The organism is Amycolatopsis cynarae (assembly GCF_026802195.1).
GTDB classification, from domain to species: Bacteria; Actinomycetota; Actinomycetes; order Mycobacteriales; family Pseudonocardiaceae; genus Amycolatopsis_E; species Amycolatopsis_E rhizosphaerae.
Genome location: NZ_CP113836.1, coordinates 7,236,322 through 7,253,286, shown reverse-complemented (window position 1 = coordinate 7,253,286; position 16,965 = coordinate 7,236,322). Strand labels below are relative to the sequence as shown.

At 70.3% G+C, this 16,965-nt stretch carries 17 protein-coding genes and 1 tRNA gene; 9 read left to right on the top strand and 9 right to left on the bottom strand.

Features of this window, described 5'->3' with window-relative positions; genetic code table 11:
- Nucleotides 1-68 precede the first annotated feature (68 nt).
- The gene (locus ORV05_RS35275; RefSeq protein ID WP_268756193.1) at nt 69-1,283 is read left to right on the top strand and encodes a serine hydrolase domain-containing protein; all 1,215 of its coding nucleotides are present in this window, start codon (nt 69-71) and stop codon (nt 1,281-1,283) included.
- Between the two features lie 68 nt (nt 1,284-1,351).
- Nucleotides 1,352-1,807, top strand: a complete 456-nt coding sequence (locus ORV05_RS35270) for a VOC family protein (protein WP_268756192.1) — start codon at nt 1,352-1,354, stop codon at nt 1,805-1,807.
- A gap of 39 nt (nt 1,808-1,846) precedes the next feature.
- On the opposite strand, the gene ORV05_RS35265 is transcribed toward ORV05_RS35270, so the two are convergent.
- Nucleotides 1,847-2,701, bottom strand: coding sequence for an oxidoreductase (locus tag ORV05_RS35265; protein WP_268756191.1), 855 nt, complete (start codon nt 2,699-2,701; stop codon nt 1,847-1,849).
- An 88-nt stretch (nt 2,702-2,789) separates the two neighbouring features.
- On the opposite strand from ORV05_RS35265, the gene ORV05_RS35260 reads away from it, so the two are divergent.
- Nucleotides 2,790-3,707 carry a LysR family transcriptional regulator gene (locus tag ORV05_RS35260; RefSeq protein WP_268756190.1) on the top strand — a complete coding sequence of 306 codons (918 nt, stop codon included), beginning with the start codon at nt 2,790-2,792 and terminating at the stop codon, nt 3,705-3,707.
- Here the strand turns inward: ORV05_RS35260 and ORV05_RS35255 are convergent.
- The 6 genes from ORV05_RS35255 to ORV05_RS35230 all read right to left on the bottom strand — a co-directional run bounded on the left by ORV05_RS35255 (nt 3,704) and on the right by ORV05_RS35230 (nt 7,839).
- A complete protein-coding gene (locus ORV05_RS35255) occupies nt 3,704-4,471 on the bottom strand; it encodes an MBL fold metallo-hydrolase (RefSeq protein ID WP_268756189.1) in 768 nt (255 codons plus the stop codon). The two genes, ORV05_RS35260 and ORV05_RS35255, sit on opposite strands and share 4 nt — an antisense overlap.
- The gene (locus tag ORV05_RS35250; protein WP_268760039.1) at nt 4,468-5,238 is read right to left on the bottom strand and encodes an NUDIX hydrolase; all 771 of its coding nucleotides are present in this window, start codon (nt 5,236-5,238) and stop codon (nt 4,468-4,470) included. The genes ORV05_RS35255 and ORV05_RS35250 overlap by 4 nt, the downstream gene beginning before the upstream one ends.
- Nucleotides 5,239-5,377: 139 nt before the next feature.
- Complete coding sequence (locus tag ORV05_RS35245; RefSeq protein WP_268756188.1) at nt 5,378-6,568, bottom strand: hypothetical protein; 1,191 nt, start codon at nt 6,566-6,568, stop codon at nt 5,378-5,380.
- 37 nt (nt 6,569-6,605) lie between these two features.
- Nucleotides 6,606-7,226 carry a hypothetical protein gene (locus ORV05_RS35240; RefSeq protein WP_144585965.1) on the bottom strand — a complete coding sequence of 207 codons (621 nt, stop codon included), beginning with the start codon at nt 7,224-7,226 and terminating at the stop codon, nt 6,606-6,608.
- On the bottom strand, nt 7,226-7,681 hold the full coding sequence (locus ORV05_RS35235; RefSeq protein ID WP_268756187.1) for a RidA family protein: 456 nt from the start codon (nt 7,679-7,681) through the stop codon (nt 7,226-7,228). The genes ORV05_RS35240 and ORV05_RS35235 overlap by 1 nt, the downstream gene beginning before the upstream one ends.
- The gene (locus tag ORV05_RS35230; RefSeq protein ID WP_017985509.1) at nt 7,678-7,839 is read right to left on the bottom strand and encodes a DUF4177 domain-containing protein; all 162 of its coding nucleotides are present in this window, start codon (nt 7,837-7,839) and stop codon (nt 7,678-7,680) included. The genes ORV05_RS35235 and ORV05_RS35230 overlap by 4 nt, the downstream gene beginning before the upstream one ends.
- A 153-nt stretch (nt 7,840-7,992) precedes the next feature.
- Here ORV05_RS35230 and ORV05_RS35225 point away from each other — a divergent pair, with 153 nt between their 5' ends.
- Together ORV05_RS35225 and ORV05_RS35220 are read left to right on the top strand one after the other, a co-directional pair.
- Nucleotides 7,993-8,997, top strand: a complete 1,005-nt coding sequence (locus ORV05_RS35225; RefSeq protein WP_268756186.1) for an ArsA-related P-loop ATPase — start codon at nt 7,993-7,995, stop codon at nt 8,995-8,997.
- On the top strand, nt 8,997-10,133 hold the full coding sequence (locus tag ORV05_RS35220; RefSeq protein ID WP_268756185.1) for an ArsA family ATPase: 1,137 nt from the start codon (nt 8,997-8,999) through the stop codon (nt 10,131-10,133). The genes ORV05_RS35225 and ORV05_RS35220 overlap by 1 nt, the downstream gene beginning before the upstream one ends.
- On the opposite strand, the gene ORV05_RS35215 is transcribed toward ORV05_RS35220, so the two are convergent.
- The gene (locus ORV05_RS35215) at nt 10,121-10,405 is read right to left on the bottom strand and encodes a WhiB family transcriptional regulator (RefSeq protein ID WP_144585953.1); all 285 of its coding nucleotides are present in this window, start codon (nt 10,403-10,405) and stop codon (nt 10,121-10,123) included. The two genes, ORV05_RS35220 and ORV05_RS35215, sit on opposite strands and share 13 nt — an antisense overlap.
- Before the next feature lie 217 nt (nt 10,406-10,622).
- Between ORV05_RS35215 and ORV05_RS35210 the strand changes: the two genes are divergently transcribed.
- The 3 genes from ORV05_RS35210 to ORV05_RS35200 all read left to right on the top strand — a co-directional run bounded on the left by ORV05_RS35210 (nt 10,623) and on the right by ORV05_RS35200 (nt 13,994).
- Nucleotides 10,623-12,770: a transglycosylase domain-containing protein gene (locus ORV05_RS35210; RefSeq protein ID WP_268756184.1), complete on the top strand. Its 2,148-nt coding sequence runs from the start codon at nt 10,623-10,625 to the stop codon at nt 12,768-12,770.
- A gap of 170 nt (nt 12,771-12,940) precedes the next feature.
- Complete coding sequence (locus ORV05_RS35205) at nt 12,941-13,891, top strand: metallophosphoesterase (RefSeq protein WP_268756183.1); 951 nt, start codon at nt 12,941-12,943, stop codon at nt 13,889-13,891.
- Nucleotides 13,892-13,920: 29 nt separating this feature from the next.
- Nucleotides 13,921-13,994 (top strand) — tRNA-Pro (locus ORV05_RS35200).
- A gap of 327 nt (nt 13,995-14,321) precedes the next feature.
- Here the strand turns inward: ORV05_RS35200 and ORV05_RS35195 are convergent.
- Nucleotides 14,322-15,068: a methyltransferase domain-containing protein gene (locus ORV05_RS35195; RefSeq protein ID WP_268756182.1), complete on the bottom strand. Its 747-nt coding sequence runs from the start codon at nt 15,066-15,068 to the stop codon at nt 14,322-14,324.
- A 38-nt stretch (nt 15,069-15,106) separates the two neighbouring features.
- Here ORV05_RS35195 and ORV05_RS35190 point away from each other — a divergent pair, with 38 nt between their 5' ends.
- Nucleotides 15,107-16,939 (top strand): S9 family peptidase, encoded by a 1,833-nt coding sequence (locus tag ORV05_RS35190; RefSeq protein WP_268756181.1) that lies wholly within the window; start codon nt 15,107-15,109, stop codon nt 16,937-16,939.
- Nucleotides 16,940-16,965: the final 26 nt, after the last annotated feature.

Below are 16,965 nucleotides of genomic sequence, written 5' to 3'. Positions count from 1 at the left end.
GTGACCCAGGGACCGAGTCCGGGTGATCCCCGATGGCTGGGGCGCCGAGAAGCAGCACTCTCGTCGATATGATCTTGAACAAGCGAACGTGGGCGGTGCTGTCGTGCACCGCCGCCGCGATGGTCGCGATTGCGGCCGCGCCCGCGATGGCCGCGCCTGCCCCGCACCCGGCTGCCGCGGTCCACCGGGCCGACGACTCGTTGCCCGCCCTGGATCCTCAGGCCCTGCGGAGCGCCATCTCCAGCGCACCGAACAGGGTGACAGGGGTGCTGGCGCGGATCAGCGGGCCAGCCGGGCACTGGACGGGGACGTACGGAGTCGCCGACATCACCACCAGCCAACCGGTTCCGGTCGACGGCCGCTTCCGCCTCGGCAGCGTCACCAAGACCTTCATCGCCACCGTGGTGCTGCAACTGGCCTCCGAACGACGAGTCGACCTCGACCAGTCCGTCCAGCACTACCTTCCGGACGTGCTGCCCGCCGACTACCCGCCGATCCCGGTTCGTACCCTGCTGAACTTCACCAGCAGCCTGCCCGAGTTGACGGCGGACGACCTGCCGTCCACGCCCGACGCCATCGTCCAGCACCGCTTCGACGACCACCCGCTGTCCGAACTGGTCGGCAAGGCCGTGCGTCACGACCGGCCGTTCACCGAGCCGGGCAGCATGCAGGTCTACGGAGCCACCGGCTACTACCTCGCGGGAATGCTCGTCGAGAAGCTCACCGGACACAGCTACGAGCAGGAGATCAACCAGCGCATCCTGCGCCCGCTGCGCCTGCGGGACACCACCGCCCCCGAGACCGACCCCACGATCCCCGGCCCCCACGCCCACGGCTACCTCGCGGTCCCCCAGCCCGACGGGACGAGCAAGCTGGCCGACGTCACCGAGCAGAACCCGGGCGCCGGGGGCATGATCTCGGACACCGCCGACCTCGACCGCTTCCTGACCGCCCTGTTCCGTGGGCAACTCCTGGCACCGGAACAGATGAAGGAACTGCTCACCGTCCCCCACGTGCCCTACCTGGGCGGCTCCGGCAAGGATCCGGGGCACGGCTGGGCCTACTACGGCGCGGGCCTGATGCGCGTGACGATTCCCGGCGGCAACGGGCGCCCGGACCTGACACTGTGGGGCAAGACCGGCAGCACCTACGGCTACACCGACGGGATGTTCACCACCCCCGACCTTCACCGCCGCCTGGTGTACTGCTTCAACCCCGTCACGGGCGGAGGCAACGACATGGCCCTGGTCAATACGATCATCACCGCCGCCTTCGCCGCCTGACGGGACTAGCGGCCCCTAGCTGTTGCGAAAGTGGATCTTCTGTCAGACCTGCCTGGGATGCTCTGGGCATGGAGATGGCAGTACAGCTGACGATCGACTGCTTCGATCCGCAGAGAATGGTGGCTTTCTGGGCCGAGGCCCTGGGCTACGTGCCTGAGCCTCCGCCAGACGGGCACGCCACCTGGCGTGCCTACTGGGCGGCCATGGGGGTGCCCGAGGCAGAGTTGCCGGCCGGTGCCGGGGACACTCCGGAGTCGATCATCGATCCTGCGGGACGTGGACCGAGGGTGTGGTTCCAGCAGGTTCCGGAGCGGAAGGTCGCCAAGAACCGGTGGCACTTCGACCTGAAGGTCGGTGGGGGCCGTGACGTCCCACTGGACGTCCGCGCACAGCGGGTCAAGGCTACGGTGGAACGGCTGGTCAAAGCTGGTGCCACCGTGCTGCGGATCAAGGATGAGCCGGACATGGGGCTCTACGCCGCCGCCATGCAGGACCCCGAGGGCAACGAATTCGACGTCGTCTGAGGGCCATGGCGACGGTGCTGGTCATAGCCACTCGTACACCTAGCGTGCCGCGCTGTCCGAGGTGCTGATCGCGGTCGAGGTGCTCACCTCGGCCCATTCGTCCAGGTCGGCCCGCATGGCGTCCTGGTGGGCCCGGATCGCGTCCACCGCGTCCGCCCCCAGTGCCAGCCGCAGGGGCGGACGCTCCTCGGCCAGGACACGCAGGATGGCGGCCGCGGCCTTCGCCGGATCGCCGGGCTGCGTGCCGTCCATGCTGTCCACCGCGGCACGGGTGTCCGCCGTCGAGACCCGGTAGGCCGGGATCTCCCGGGAGCGGTGCATCCGCGCCCCGCCGAACTCGGTGCGGAACGCACCGGGTTCGACGATCAGTACCCGGACGCCGAACGGGGCCACCTCCGCCGCCAACGCCTCCGACAGCCCTTCGAGGGCGAACTTCGCGGCGCAGTAGGCCCCGAAGCCGGGCATGCTCAACTGCCCGCCCATCGAGCTCATCTGCACGATCGTGCCGCTGCCCTGTTCACGCAGATGCGGCAGGACCGCCTTCGTCACCGCGACCGCACCGAAGAACATCACCTCCATCAGTGCCCGCAACTCCTCCATGGTCAGTTCCTCGACCGCGCCCACCGAGCCGTGACCGGCGTTGTTGACCACCACGTCGATGCGGCCGAACTCGGCGAGCGTCGTCGCGACGGCCGCCTCGACGGAGGGCGAGTCGGTCACGTCGAGCGCGCAGGTGCGCAGCCGGTCACCCCACTCCGCGACGAGATCGGCCAGCCGCTCCGGGTGGCGGGCGGTGGCCATCACGAGGTCGCCGGCCTTCAGTGCGGCGAGGGTCAGTTCACGGCCGAACCCGGCCGAACAGCCGGTGATCAGCCAGACGCGTTGCTTTGCCATGACCTCAGCTTCACGCCCGATCGGGTTCGGCGTCCAACACCGGTTACCTTCGGCGGCTACAGTCAGTACCTGTGAGGGAGCTGACGTCGTGACTGGGTCGTCGAAGACACCCGAGCTCCGGCAACTGCGCTATTTCGTCGCGGTGGCCGAAGAGCTGAGCTTCACGAACGCGGCCGCACGCGTCGGCATCGCGCAGCAGTCGCTGTCACAGCAGATCAACGTCCTCGAACGCACCCTCGGCGTCCGGCTCTTCGACCGGGACACGCGCGGCACCCGCCTCACCGAGGTGGGCAGGCTCTTCCTGCCGGAGGCCCGTGCCGTCCTGGCACGCACCGACGAGGCGGTGGGCGCGGTCCGGCGCGCCGCACGTGGTGAGGTCGGCGAACTCCGCCTGGCCTTCCTGGCCTCGACCGCGAACCACCTGCTGCCGCCGATCGTCCGCGCCTTCCGCGAGCGCTATCCGGACGTCCGGCTCACCGCCGAGGACGTCACCATCGCGCAACTGGTCGCGGGCATCGAAGGCGGCTGGTACGACGCCGGGTTCACTCGTCCTCCGCTGGTCGAAGGCCTGGCCTCGCGGACCCTGCTCACCGAGCGGGTCTGCGCCGTGCTGCCCTCCGGGCATCCGCTGGCCGACCGGGAGCAGCTGCACCTGGCGGACCTCGCCGACGAACCGTGGGTGCTCACCGAACGCGCCTCGTGGCCGCCCTGGCACCGGCATTACGACGAGGAGTTCCGCCGGGCCGGGTTCGAACCCAAGGTCGTGCAGCGGGCGTCGAGCGTGCAGAACCTGCTGGGCCTGGTCGCGGCCGGGATCGGCGTCACGCGGTTGACGGAGTCCTCGCACAGCCTGCGCCGGAGCGGGGTGGAGTTCGTCCCGCTCGTCGGCGAAACCGCGCTCACGGAGCTGGTCTGGCTACCCTCGGCCGAAAAACCCGCGCTGCGGCGACTGATCGAGGTCGTCACCGACCTCGTCACCCACACCGACCTGACGAAGGCGGGCTAGCCTCCGATGCGGCGGAGGTAGTCCAACTGCGCACGCACGCTGTGTTCGGCAGGCGCCCACAACGCCCGGTCGACATCGGCGTACACGTGCTCGACGATCTGCCGCGGGGTCGCTTCCTCCCCCAGTACGGCGAGCGCTCCCCGCACCTGGTCCAGCCGCTGTTCCCGGTGGTCGAGGTACTCCTGGGCGACGACGCGCAGGTCCCCGAGTTCGGGACCGTGCCCGGGCAGGGCGGTCAGCCCCGCGGGCAGGGTTCGCAGGCGCCGCAAGGAATCCAGGTACGCCCCGAGATCGGTGAGGACGGTGGTGCCGCGCCCGAGGATGGTGTCGCCGGTGAGCACGTGGTCGCCGACGCGCAGGCAGACCGAATCCGCGGTGTGGCCCGGGGTGTGCAGCACCTCGATCTCCAGCCCGGCCGCCACGATCGTTTCGCCGTCCACAAAGGACCCGGCGCCGAGGCAGAGCCCTTCGTCGAGCGCGCGGACCGGCGCACCGACCCGCTCGGCCAGCCACGACGCGCCTTCGGAGTGATCGGCGTGGTGATGGGTGAGCAGCACGAGCGCGACCTTGCCGAGCCCGGCCAGCTTCGGCAGGTGATCGAGATCCTGGTAACCGGGGTCGACCACCACGCACTCTTCGGAGCCGGGCGCGCGCAGCACCCAGCTGTTCGTGCCGTCCAGGGTCATCGTCGACGGGTTGTTCTCCAGCAGCACCGACGCCGTTGCCGACACCGGGCGCAGTTCCCCGTAAGCCGGATGCGTCATTCCGCCTCCATGATCACGCGGATCTTGTCACCCTCGCGGACGAGCCGCGGAATGATCGTTTCGACCGTGCGCTCGGCCGCCAACGCCTCCTCGGCCGTACCGAACTCGGCGAGCTCGCTCAGCGTGTGCCAGGTGGGCGGCATGAGCGTGCTGCGGCCGGCTTCCGCGTCGGCGAGCGCGTCCTTCGGCCGCTGCCAGCCGGAAGACTCCGCCTCGGTGGTCTTGCCGTCGGCGTCCTGCCCCGGCGGCAGGACCGCGGCGAAGAAACGGGTGTCGTAGCGGCGTTTCTCCTGCACCGGTGTCACCCAGTGTGCCCAGGGGCGCAGCAGGTCGGCACGCAGGGTCAGGCCGGCCCCGGCCAGGAACGCCGCGAGGGACAGCTCACGGGTGACCAGCGCCTCGCGGGCGTCGGTGAAGGGCGAGGTGTCGTCCACGAGGCCGTCCTCGGTACCGGCCAGCAGTACGCCGGACTCCTCGAACGTCTCCCGCACCGCCGCGCACACCAGTGCCCTGGCCACCGATTCGGTGCCACCGAACCATCCCGCCCAGGCGCTGGGCGACGGACCCGCCCAGCTGACCGAGGCATCGGCGTCCCGATGGTCGACCCCGCCGCCGGGGAACACCGTCATGCCCGCGGCGAAGGCCATCGCGGCCACGCGGCGCTGCAGGAAGACCTCAAGGCCCTGGTCGGTGTCGCGCAGGAGGATGACGGTGGCGGCGTCACGGGGAACGGCCGGATTCCGCGGAGGCTGGTCGGAGAACTCCATGCCGCCGGGCAGGTGGAAACTCAGTTGAGGCACGCTAACGAACTTAGCCGCCAAAAGCCCGCGAGGGGACCCCTCGCGGCCGTATTCGCCGCAGGGACCCCCTCACACCAGGGCTTTTCGCCAGCCGAGCCGGACGGGATCAGGCTCCGCTGAAACCGTCCACCCAGCCCGTGGACTTGTCCTCGCCGCGGGCCGAACCGTTCGAACGCACCTTCGCGGCTTCCGTCCGCTCCCGCTCGGCGAGTTCCGCGTGCAACTCCCGCAGCAACTGGCGGTCACGCTCGGACAGCTGCGGGTCGTCGAGGTCCAGCTCGGGGATCTCGACGACCTCGTCGGAGCCGATCGCGGCGGAGGCGATCGCCTTGCCCCTGACCGGGTCTTCGGCCAGTGCGGCACGCAGCTGGGCCACCTCGGCGGAGCTGAGGTCCATCGTGTTCTCGGCACGCGCCTCGGGCGGCTCCGGCCGGGGGCCGAACTTGTGCCCCGGCCCCTTCGACGGTGCGGCCGGCGCGGGGGGCGCTTCCGGCGTCTTCTCGGCCTTGGGTGCGGGTGCGGGTACTTCCGCGACCGGTTCGGGCTCCTCGTCCGCGACGGGCGCCGCGTCGACGGCCACATGGCGGCCGGGCTTCCCCTTCACGGACTTGGGGCCTGCCGAGGCGGGCGAGGGCCGCCGGGGCGCGGAGGAGGCCGGCGAGCCGGACAGCCACACCGCGACGGCCGAAGCCAGCGCCTGCTGGTGGTAGCGCCCCGGTTCGGCACCGGGGCCGGTCACCTCGACGACCGACCGGATCCCGGCACGGCGCAGCGCCGCGTCCACCCGGTAGGCCGCCGCGGGCGGGTTGCCTTCGGGACCGATCTCGACCAGTACCACCCGCTGGGGCAGCGGGCCGGGCACGCTGCCCGCCGGGGTGTTGCGCCACACCGCGTGCACGGCGCGCAGGTCCGGCAGCACCTGGAGAGTGCGGTCGAGCGCCTCGGCGATCCCGCGTTCCGGCTGGTTGTCGCCGGTGAAGTGGTGCAGGACGCCGTTGTCGGCCTCGGCGTCGTTCACCGTGAGGTGATCGGCGAGCGTCGCGTCGGACCGGCTCAGCTCGAGCACCAGGCCCAGCTCGTGCTGCTCGGACTCCCGCACCGGAAGCCGCCCGGCGATCAGCGCTCCGGTGGTCAGCTCGGCGGCCTCGTCAAGACGAGCCCTGGCGGTCAGCTCCCGTGCTTCGGACAGTGCGCTGTCGTCCAGCCTCCCGGCCAGCGCGAGCAGCAGGTTGTGCAGCCGCAGCGGAACCGCGAACCCGTCGGTTCCCAGCACTGCGGCGTCACTGTGGACCTCCACGTTTCTCCCTCCAGCGGCCCGCTCGGGGGGCGAGCCGTTACGCAGCGGCGAGCCGGTGCCCGGTGTCCACTGCCCCGGTGCAGATCAGTTCGGAGCTCGCCAGCGCGGCCCGGTGGTACGCGGGCAGGTCGAACCGAGAGGGCATCACTTCGACACTGGGCTCTTCGTCGCCCAGCACGCGCAGCACCCGCTGCAGTTCACCGGTCAGCCTCGGCAGGCCGGCCAGCGCGGTGATCAGCAGCACCCGCTTCGGTTCCGAACCGTCACCGTGTCGCCAGCTCTGCCGCACCTCGCCCACGTCCGGCCGGCTTCGCAACGTTGCGTGCACCAACGCGGACACTGAGTCTACGAAGTTCACCCGATCGGGCGCACTCCCCGAGAATGTGTACCGGTTCTCGGGGACCTCGTCCACCCCCAGCGTGGAACTCACCTGGTGCCAGTCCGCACCGTGCGGTACCAGCCCGGCGACCAGCAGGCGATATTCGGGTTGGTCCAGGTCAATATTGTGCTTTAGCAAAGTCCTCGGCAGCGTTCGCGCGAGCGTGGTCATCGCGCCCTCGCCGAGCCAGTCCCGGTAGCGCCACAGCAGCTGGTCCGGCAGGCGGCCCGCCAGGCGCAGCAACAGTTCGTGACAAGCGGCCTCGATGTCCGGATCCATCACTCGACCTCCACGATCAATTCGATCTCGACCGGCGCCCCCAGCGGCAGCTCGGCCACCCCGACGGCCGACCGCGCGTGCGCGCCGGCCTCACCGAAGATCTCCGCCAGCAGCTCGGACGCCCCGTTGATCACGGCGGGCTGTCCGGTGAACCCCTCCGCGGAGGCCACGAAACCGACCAGCTTCACCACGCGGGTGACCGCGTCGAGCCCGGCCAGCGCGTCCACCGCGGCGAGCGCGTTGAGCACGCAGGTACGGGCGTGCCGTTTGGCCTCCTCCGGGCTCACCTCGGCGCCGACCTTGCCGGTCACGGCCAGCTCACCACCGACGAACGGCAGCTGTCCGGAGGTGTAGACGTGCGCGCCACTGCGGACCGCGGGCACGTAGGCCGCGACGGGCGCTGCGACCGCGGGCAACTCGATACCGAGTTCGGCCAGCCGCTGCGACCAGCTCATGCCTTGGCCCGCTTGAGGTAGGCGACGTGCTGCTCACCACTCGGGTTCGGCAGCACCGTCACCAGCTCCCAGCCGTCCTCACCCCATTGGTCCAGGATCTGCTTGGTCGCGTGGATCAGCAGCGGAACCGTCGCGTACTCCCACTTTGTGGCGCTCATGCGCCTAATGTAGCGGCGACGCGGAGCGTGACCGTAACCGCTGGATCAACCGGGTGCCGACCCGAGTCGGCCTGTTCACTTTCCGTAGGGCTGTCACCGATCGCACTCGGCCGCTGCCCCACCCCACTGGGCCGGGTGATTTACGCTGCCTGAGTGAGCACACCCCTGCCCGGCTGGACGGACGAGCTCGCCCGCGCCCGGCTGCATTTCGTGACCGGCAAGGGCGGCACCGGGAAGACGACCCTCGCCGCGGCGCTCGGCCTCGCGCTGGCCAAGGGCGGAAGACGGGTACTGCTGATCGAGGTCGAGGGCCGCCAGGGCTTCGCCCAGCTCTTCGACACCGAACCGCTGCCCTACGCCGAGCAGCGGGTGGCCTCCGCACCCGGTGGCGGTGAACTGCGCGCGCTGCACATCGACGTCGAGGCGGCGCTGCTCGAGTACTTCGAGATGTTCTACAACCTGGGCTTCGCCGGGCGGACGCTGCGCCGGATGGGCGCGATCGAGTTCGCCACCACCCTCGCGCCGGGCCTGCGCGACGTGCTGCTCACCGGCAAGATCAAGGAGTGCGTCGGACGGACGGAGTCCGACGGCAGGCACACCTATGACGCGGTGGTGGTGGACGCGCCGCCCACCGGCCGCGTGGTCAAGTTCCTCGACGTCACCAAGGCCCTCACCGACCTCGCCCGCACCGGCCCGATCCGCGGTCAGGCCGAGGGTGTGGTGCGACTGCTGCATTCGGGTGAAACCGCCGTGCACCTGGTCACCCTGCTCGAAGAGATGCCGGTGCGCGAGACGCTCGACGCGGTCGCCGAACTCGACGGCGCCGACCTGCGGCCCGGCGCGGTGCTGGTCAACCGGGTCCGGCCGCCCCGCCTGCCCGCACGCTCGCTGACCGCCGCGGCCGACGGCCGCGTGGACGCCTCGCGCGTGCGCTCGGGGCTCGCCGCGGCCGGGCTCGACCTGCCCGAACCCACCCTGGACGCGCTGGTCGCCGAGACCGTGGAGCACGCCATCCGGATCGCCGCCGAACAACGCGCCCGCGACCAGCTCGCCGAGGCCGACCTGCCCACGCTGGAGCTGCCCGACCTCACCGACGGGGTGGACGTCGCCGCCCTGTACGACCTGGCCGAAACGCTCATCGAGCAGGGGGTGCGGTGATGACGGTGACGACGACGGCACTGGACGTCGACCGGCTGATCGACGATCCGGACACCCGGATCATCGTCTGCTGCGGTTCCGGCGGAGTCGGCAAGACGACCACCGCCGCCGCGCTGGCGCTGCGCGCCGCCGAACGCGGCAGGCAGACCGTGGTACTCACCATCGATCCCGCCCGCCGCCTCGCCCAGGCGCTCGGCCTGCGCGAACTGGGCAACCAGCCCCGGCAGGTCCAGGTCGAAGGCTTCGAACCCAAGGGCGAGCTGTGGGCCATGATGCTCGACATGCGCCGCACCTTCGACGACATGGTGCGCGCCCACGCCGGGCCCGAACGGGCCGAGCAGCTGCTCGCCAACCCCTTCTACCAGACGATTTCCACGTCGTTCTCCGGCACGCAGGAGTACATGGCGATGGAGAAGCTGGGGCAGCTCGCCGCGACCGGCGAGTGGGACCTGATCATCGTGGACACCCCGCCCAGCCGGTCCGCGCTGGACTTCCTCGACGCCCCGACCCGCCTGTCCGCCGCGCTCGACGGCCGGATGATCCGGCTGCTCACCGCCCCGGCCAAGGCCGGCGGCTGGGGCCTGCGCAAGGTGGTCACCGCGGGGTTCTCGATGTTCGCGAAGGCCGTCTCGACCATCATCGGCGGCCAGCTGCTCGCCGACGCCTCGGCGTTCATGCAGGCCTTCGACAGCATGTTCGGCGGCTTCCGCGAGCGCGCCAGGAAGACCGCCGAACTGCTGCGTTCGCGTGGCACCTCGTTCCTGGTGGTGGCCGCACCGGAACCGGACGCCCTGCGGGAGGCCAGCTACTTCGTCGAACGGCTGTCCGACGAAAACATGCCGTTGACCGGACTGGTCGCCAACCGCACCCACCCGGTGCTCGCCGACCTGTCGGCGACCGCCGCCATGTCCGCGGCCGAAAAGGTGGAGAGCACCGCACCGCTGGCCACCGCGGTACTGCGCCTCCACGCAGACCGGGTGGCACTGGCGGCGCGGGAGAACCGCCTGCTGGCGCGGTTCACCAAGGCCCACCCGGAGGTCCCGATCGTGCGGGTGCCCGCCCTGCCCAGCGACGTGCACGACGTGGGCGGACTCCGGGACATCGGCGACCGGCTGGCGGGCGTTCAGGACACCTGAACGTAGTCCCGCTTCGCCGATTCGAGCAGGTCAGACCACGAACCGACATCCGGACGGCGGCGCAGCAGCGCCCGCCGTTCACGCTCGGTCATCCCTCCCCAGATACCGAAGCTGATCCGGTTGTCCAGCGCCTCGGCCAGGCACTCGGTCCGCACCGGACAGCCCATGCACACCAGCTTGGCCTTGTTCTGCTCCGCTCCCCGGACGAACAACTCGTCCGGATCGGTATCGCGGCACAACGCGTCGGCCCGCCAGCTCTGATTCGTGTCCATTGCCCCCAGCTCCCTCACTCTGTTCACGCCGGAAACGCGCGGCACCTCCCCGGTACCGTTCTTCGTGAGACGTTGACGGACTGTAGGGCCCCACGGTTCCCCTCGCCAAGATCCCCCCGAAAATTTGTTACCGGAACAGGTCGCATCGGAGCCGTTGTTCTGGTATCCGTCCCCGGAGGTCGGCGGCGGAGGGGTCCCCACCACTACCCTGAGTCTCGTGCGAAAGACGGATGGTCTGTTCAAGCTGCTCGGTCTGTGCGTGCTCGCGGGGATCCTCGTCGCCGGGATGCTGTTCCCGGTCGTCGGCGGGATCGGGGTCGCGTCCAACAAGGCCTCCGAAACCGTGGACAGCATGTCCGCCGAACTCGCCACGGTGCCGCCGCCGCTGGTCACGAAGGTGACCGACTCGGCGGGCAACCTGATCGCCACCCTGTACGACCAGTACCGCATCCCCACCGCCCCCTCGCAGATCAACGACGCGATGAAGTGGGCACTGATCTCGGTCGAAGACAGGCGCTTCCTGGAACACCACGGGGTGGACTGGAAGGGCACGATCCGCGCCGCGCTGAGCAACAGCACCGGCGCCGACACGCAGGGCGCCTCGACCCTGACCCAGCAGTACGTGAAGAACTACCTGATCAACGTCGTCTACCGCGGCGACGCGATCGGCCAGCAGAAGGCGCAGGAGCAGTCGGTCGCGCGCAAGCTCAAGGAGGCGCGCATCGCGATCCAGCTCGAGACGAAGATGACCAAGGACCAGATCCTGGCCAGCTACCTCAACGTCGTCGAGTTCTCGCGCAAGATCTACGGGATCGGCGCGGCCGCGCAGGCGTACTTCAACACCACGCCGGAAAAACTCACCGTGCCCCAGGCCGCGCTGCTGGCGGGCATGGTGAACAACCCGCCCGCCTTCGACCCGTGGGGTCACCCGGAAAATGCCACCCAGCGCCGCAACCTGGTGCTCGACCGCATGGTGGACAACCGCAAGCTGGCGCCCGCGGACGCCGAGCGCATGAAGGCCGAGCCGCTGGGGGTGGTGCCCGACGGTCCCGCCAAATCGGCGGCGAACTGCACCGGCGCCGGCCCCGAGAACGGCTTCTTCTGCCAGTACGTCGAGGACTACCTGCTCACCAACGGAATGTCGAAGACGGACCTCTACACCGGCGGCTACACCATCCGCACCACGATGGACCAGAACGCCCAGCACCAGGCGAAGGTGTCCGCCGAGGCGCAGGTGAAGAAGACGCAGAAGAACGTCGCCAACACGCTTTCCCTGGTGCGGCCCGGAAAGGACCGGCACGAGGTGGTCGCGCTCGCCGCGAACAAGGACTACGGTCCCGACGCGAGCAAGGGCCAGACCACCTACGCGCTGCCCTCGGATGTGTCCAATGTGACCGGTGCCGGTTCGGACTACAAGATCTTCACCGCGGCCGCCGCACTGGAGCAGCACAAGACCGGCATCTTCGCGCAGATCCAGACCCCGCAGAGCTACGCGTCGAAGGTGTTCACCAGCGACCAGCGGAACTGCCCCCAGGTCGGGCTGGGCACCTACGCCTACTGCCTGAGCAACTACGGCGAAGGCATCTACGGCGCCTCGATGACATTGCAGCAGGCGCTGGCCACCTCACCCAACACCGGTTTCGTCATCCTCGAAGAGCAGGCCGGCATGACCGCCGTACTGGACATGGCGCGGCGGCTCGGTATGCGCAACACCATGGCGTCGAACTCGGCCAACGGCGGCCCGGTCGACCCGACCAACAAGGACCTGCGGTACAGCCTGCCCCAGCAGAAGTACTACGGCCCGGGAGGCGCCTCCAAGAACGGCTTCGGGTCGTTCACCCTCGGCGTGAGCCCGACCAGCGGCCTGGAACTGGCCAACGTCGCGGCGACGCTGATGAGCGGCGGGGTGTGGTGCCCGCCCACACCGATCGCCTCGATCAGCGACCGCGACGGCAAACCGAAGGCGTTCAACGAAGCCAAGTGCGAGCAGGTGGTGCCCGAGGGCCTGGCCAACAGCCTCGTCATCGGCATGAGCAAGGACGACACCGAGGGCACCTCCCACGCGGCGGCGCAGGCCGCGGGCTGGACCCGGCCGATGATCGGCAAGACCGGTACCACGCAGGAAAGCGGCTCGGCCGCCTTCGTCGCCGCCGTCCCGCAGTTGGCAGGCGCGGCCATGGTGTTCCGGCCCGACAACCCCGTGGGGGGTCTCTGTGACGGCGCCGGCAATGTGACACCGTGCGCCGACGGCAACATGTTCGGTGGCAAGGCTCCGGCGCGGACGTGGTTCGGCGCGATGAACGCGATCCTCGCCGGACAGCCCGTCCTGCCGCTCCCGCCGTCCGATCCGGCCTACGAGCACTAGGACTGTTTCGAAGTGGTTTGTGTGGCGGTGCGGGGAGCGAGCTGCCGTGAGGGGTCCCTTCACGGCACGCCCCCTCCGCACCAAGGCGAACCTCACTGATCGGGCTACAGGCCGTTGGCTGAGCTCGAGGTTCACGTATTCTGGGTATTGTGGGCACGGACGGTAACAGAATGAACGCGTTTCGCATTGTCACGGGCACCGCCGCTGTGGGCGCGGCGGCCCTCGGTTACGCCGTCGGTATCGAGCGGCGGCACTGGACGCTGCGCACCGCCGAACTCCCCGTGCTGGCCCCCGGCGCTCAGCCGATCCGGGTGCTGCACATCTCCGACCTGCACATGCTGCCCGGCCAGAAATCGAAACAGCGCTGGGTCGCCGCCCTCGGCGAACTCGAACCCGACCTGGTCGTCAACACCGGCGACAACCTCGCCCACCCCCATGCCGTGCCCTACGTCCTGCGCGCCATCGGCTCCCTGCTCGACCGGCCTGGCGTGTTCATCTTCGGCAGCAACGACTACTACGCGCCCAAACCGAAGAACCCGGCCCGCTACCTGATGCCCAAGGGCAAGAAGAAGCGCATCCACGGCAACCATCTGCCCTGGCGCGACCTGCGCGCCGCCTTCGTCGAACACGGCTGGCTCGACCTCACCCACGTCCGGCGCACCCTCACCGCCGCCGGACAGACCGTCTTCGCCGCGGGCGTCGACGACCCCCACCTCCACCGGGACCGCTACAGCGACATCGCGGGCCCGGCCGACCGCAGCGCCACCCTCCGCCTCGGCATCACCCATTCGCCGGAGCCCCGCGTGCTCGACACCTTCGCCGAGGACGGCTACGACCTCGTCCTCGCCGGACACACCCACGGCGGGCAACTCCGCATCCCCGGCATCGGCGCCCTCGTCACCAACTGTGAGCTCGATCGCTCCCGCGCCCGCGGCACCTCCCGCTGGGGCGCCCACATGTGGCTGCACGTCTCCGCCGGGCTCGGCACCTCGCCCTACGCTCCCGCGCGCTTCGCCTGCCCACCCGAAGCAAGCCTGCTCACGCTGGTCCCCAGGGGTCCCCACCAGGCCCCGGCCACCGAAAAGCAAACCCGCCGAAAGGCCCCCAGCGACGTCCGCTAAACTTCTCCTCGGCCCGGTAAGCAGGACCTCGGGGTGTGGCGCAGCTTGGTAGCGTGCCTCGTTCGGGTCGAGGAGGTCGTGGGTTCAAATCCCGCCACCCCGACGGAAGAGACTGGAAGAGCCTTGCTCGCGGAATGCGCGAGCAAGGCTCTTCCGTTTTTTGCTCTGGGGGTCGGACCCCCAGGCCCCCGCCAGGGGGCGAGCCCCCTGGACCCCCGGTCGGTGCCGGTCTTGTGGGGAGGTGCGGCTGGGTGGGGCGGAGCACAGCGAAGGCATAGCGAGGGCGTAGCGAAGGCATAGCGAAGCGAAGCCGTCGCGAGGGCGGCATCGCTTCGCTTGCCGCGTTGCGTGGCGAAGCGCAGCTAAGGCGTAGCGAAGCGCAGCTAAGGCGTAGCGAAGCGCAGCCTTGGGTGGGCCGCGTCCCCTAGAGTTATTTGGTGGCGGTTAGTTCTTGCCAGCACTGGGTGAAGTCGCCGTCGCCGGCGTGGGACCAGGCCCAGGCGGAGCGGGCGGCGCTGGCCAGCTGGTCACGGTCGGTGTCCGAGTCGCGCAGCGCCGCGTCGAGGTGGGCCTCCACGTAGCGGGCCAGGTCGCGGTAGGGCAGATCGGGACGGAACCGGGCATGCGTGCGGATGTCACGAAAACCCGCCTGCTCCACCAGAGCGGCGATGGTCTTGCCCGCGAACGGGTCCCCACCCGAGCGGCGGCGCAGCAGGAAGTGACCGCGCAGCGCCGCCGCCACGTTCGCCGTCTTCGGCCGCAGCCTGGCCCGACTCCAGTCCGAAGTGGACAGGGCGAGGGTGGCACCCGGTCTGAGCACCCTTCTCAGCTCCCGCAACGCTTCGACCGGCCTCGCCAGATGCTCGAACAAGGCGTGCGCGAACACCAGGTCGATACTTTCCGTAGCCACCGGAAGCGCGTAGACCGAGCCCGCGGCGAAGTCCACAGTGGACCCCGAGGGGAACTGCCGGTACATGACATCCACTCCGAGCACCAGGTGCTCCCCGACGACCGGGACGAAACCGCTGGTGATCGTGCCGGGGCCGCAACCGACGTCGAGCACCCGCATGCCGGGTTCGAGCAACCTCAGCACGAATGCCGCCCGGTCACTCGCCGTGCGCGACGCCATCATCGAAAGCGCGTCGTCGGCGTATCCAGGCGCGTATCCCTCCAGCACACGCCCACGGTACGGGCAACACCTGGCAGGATCGAGGGGTGACTACCCAGCATCCGCCCGCCGTGATCCCCGATCGCCTCTTCGACGACGCCCACGCCGAAGCCCGCTGGCGCGCACGGTTCCATGCCCCCCGCATGTCGGTGCCGGACTGGGCCCTCGACGCGCCCGACGCCAACATCTACGTGTCCAACGCCAGCGGCGTCTGGGAGGTCTACGCCTGGGACCGGGCCACCGGCGAGCACCGGCAGGTCACCGACCGCCCCAACGGCACCCTCCACGCCACCACCTCGCGCGACGGCGCCTGGATCTGGTGGTTCAACGACACCGACGGCGACGAGTTCGGCTCCTGGGTCCGCCAGCCGTTCGCCGGGGGCGGTGCGGCCGAGCCCGGCGTGCCCGGGGTGCACGACGGCTACCCGGCCGGACTGGAGATCGGGCACCGGCTGGTGGCGATCGGCGTCTCCACCGACGACGGCAGCGAGCTGTTCGCGCACGCCGACGGCGAGACCAAGCGCTTCTACGCCAGCAAGGACGACGCCGGGATCGCGGCCCTGTCCAGGGACGAGCGGCTGCTGGCCATCTCGCATTCCGAGCACGGTGACTCGCGACACCCCGCCGTGCGGATCCTCGCCACCGGCGGCTTCGGCACCGTCGCCGACAAGTGGGACGGCGAGGGCAAGGGGCTGACCCCGCTCGAGTTCTCCCCGATCGCCGGGGACCCCCGGCTCCTGCTGCTGCACGAGCGCCGCGGCCGCGAGGAGCTGCTGGTCTGGGACGTGGAGAACGACACCGAGACCGAGCTGCGCCTCGACCTGCCTGGCGAGGTCAGCGCCGGCTGGTACCCGAAGGCGGACGCGCTGCTGGTCGTGCACTTCCACGAGGGCCGCAGCTCCCTGTACCGCTACGACCTTACCACCGCCGAGCTGTCCTCTTTGGACACCCCGAAGGGCAGGATCGGCGGCGCCGGGGTCCGCCCGGACGGTACGGTCGAATATTCGTGGTCGAGCGCGGCCGAGCCGCCGTTGATCAGGGCCCGCGCCACCGACGGCACCGACACCGTGCTGCTGACCCCGCCCGGCGAGCGGGCGCCCCGCTCGGTCCCGGTGACCGACGCCTTCGTCGAGGGCCCGGGCGGCCGCGTGCACGCGCTGGTGGCACGCCCGGAGGACGCCGGGGACGGTCCGCTGCCCACGGTGTTCACCCTGCACGGAGGGCCGCACTCGGCCGACGAGGACTACTTCTCCGCCTACCGGGCGGTCTGGCTGGACGCCGGGTTCGCGGTCGTCGAGGTGAACTACCGCGGGTCCACCGGTTACGGCTCCGCGTGGCGGGACGCCATCGAGGGCCGCCCGGGGCTCACCGAACTGGAGGACGTGGCGGCGGTGCACGGCTGGGCCGTGGAGAGCGGGCTCGCCGACCCGGCCCGCTGCGTGGTGGCCGGCGCGTCCTGGGGCGGATATCTCACCCTGCTGGCCATCGGCACCCAGCCGGACCGGTGGGCGGCCGGAGTCGCCGGCGTCCCGGTTGCCGACTACGTGGCCGCCTACGAGGACGAGATGGAGCAGTTGCGCTCCTTCGACCGCGCCCTGTTCGGCGGCTCGCCCGAGACCGTGCCCGCCGTGTACAAGGAGTGCTCGCCGATCACCTACGTGGACGCGGTGAAGGTCCCGGTGCTGGTGCTCGCCGGGGACAACGACCCGCGCTGCCCGATCCGGCAGATCGAGAACTACCTCGACCGGCTGGCCGCCCGTGACGTGCCCTACGAGTTCTACCGCTACGACGCGGGACACGGCTCGCTGGTGATCGCCGAAACGATCAGGCAGACCGCCGCCGAGGTGTACTTCGCCCAGCGCGCGCTCCACCTCCGCTGACCGGTGCGGGGGGGCGCCTCCCCGGC

Excerpts from the sequence above, each read along its gene's own strand:
- ORV05_RS35275 (WP_268756193.1), top strand. The coding sequence starts at position 69 with ATGATCTTGAACAAGCGAACGTGGGCGGTGCTGTCGTGCACCGCCGCC.
- ORV05_RS35270 (WP_268756192.1), top strand. The coding sequence starts at position 1,352 with ATGGAGATGGCAGTACAGCTGACGATCGACTGCTTCGATCCGCAGAGA.
- ORV05_RS35265 (WP_268756191.1), bottom strand. The coding sequence starts at position 2,701 with ATGGCAAAGCAACGCGTCTGGCTGATCACCGGCTGTTCGGCCGGGTTC.
- ORV05_RS35255 (WP_268756189.1), bottom strand. The coding sequence starts at position 4,471 with ATGACGCATCCGGCTTACGGGGAACTGCGCCCGGTGTCGGCAACGGCG.
- ORV05_RS35250 (WP_268760039.1), bottom strand. The coding sequence starts at position 5,238 with ATGGAGTTCTCCGACCAGCCTCCGCGGAATCCGGCCGTTCCCCGTGAC.
- ORV05_RS35240 (WP_144585965.1), bottom strand. The coding sequence starts at position 7,226 with ATGGATCCGGACATCGAGGCCGCTTGTCACGAACTGTTGCTGCGCCTG.
- ORV05_RS35235 (WP_268756187.1), bottom strand. The coding sequence starts at position 7,681 with ATGAGCTGGTCGCAGCGGCTGGCCGAACTCGGTATCGAGTTGCCCGCG.
- ORV05_RS35230 (WP_017985509.1), bottom strand. The coding sequence starts at position 7,839 with ATGAGCGCCACAAAGTGGGAGTACGCGACGGTTCCGCTGCTGATCCAC.
- ORV05_RS35220 (WP_268756185.1), top strand. The coding sequence starts at position 8,997 with ATGACGGTGACGACGACGGCACTGGACGTCGACCGGCTGATCGACGAT.
- ORV05_RS35215 (WP_144585953.1), bottom strand. The coding sequence starts at position 10,405 with ATGGACACGAATCAGAGCTGGCGGGCCGACGCGTTGTGCCGCGATACC.
- ORV05_RS35205 (WP_268756183.1), top strand. The coding sequence starts at position 12,941 with ATGAACGCGTTTCGCATTGTCACGGGCACCGCCGCTGTGGGCGCGGCG.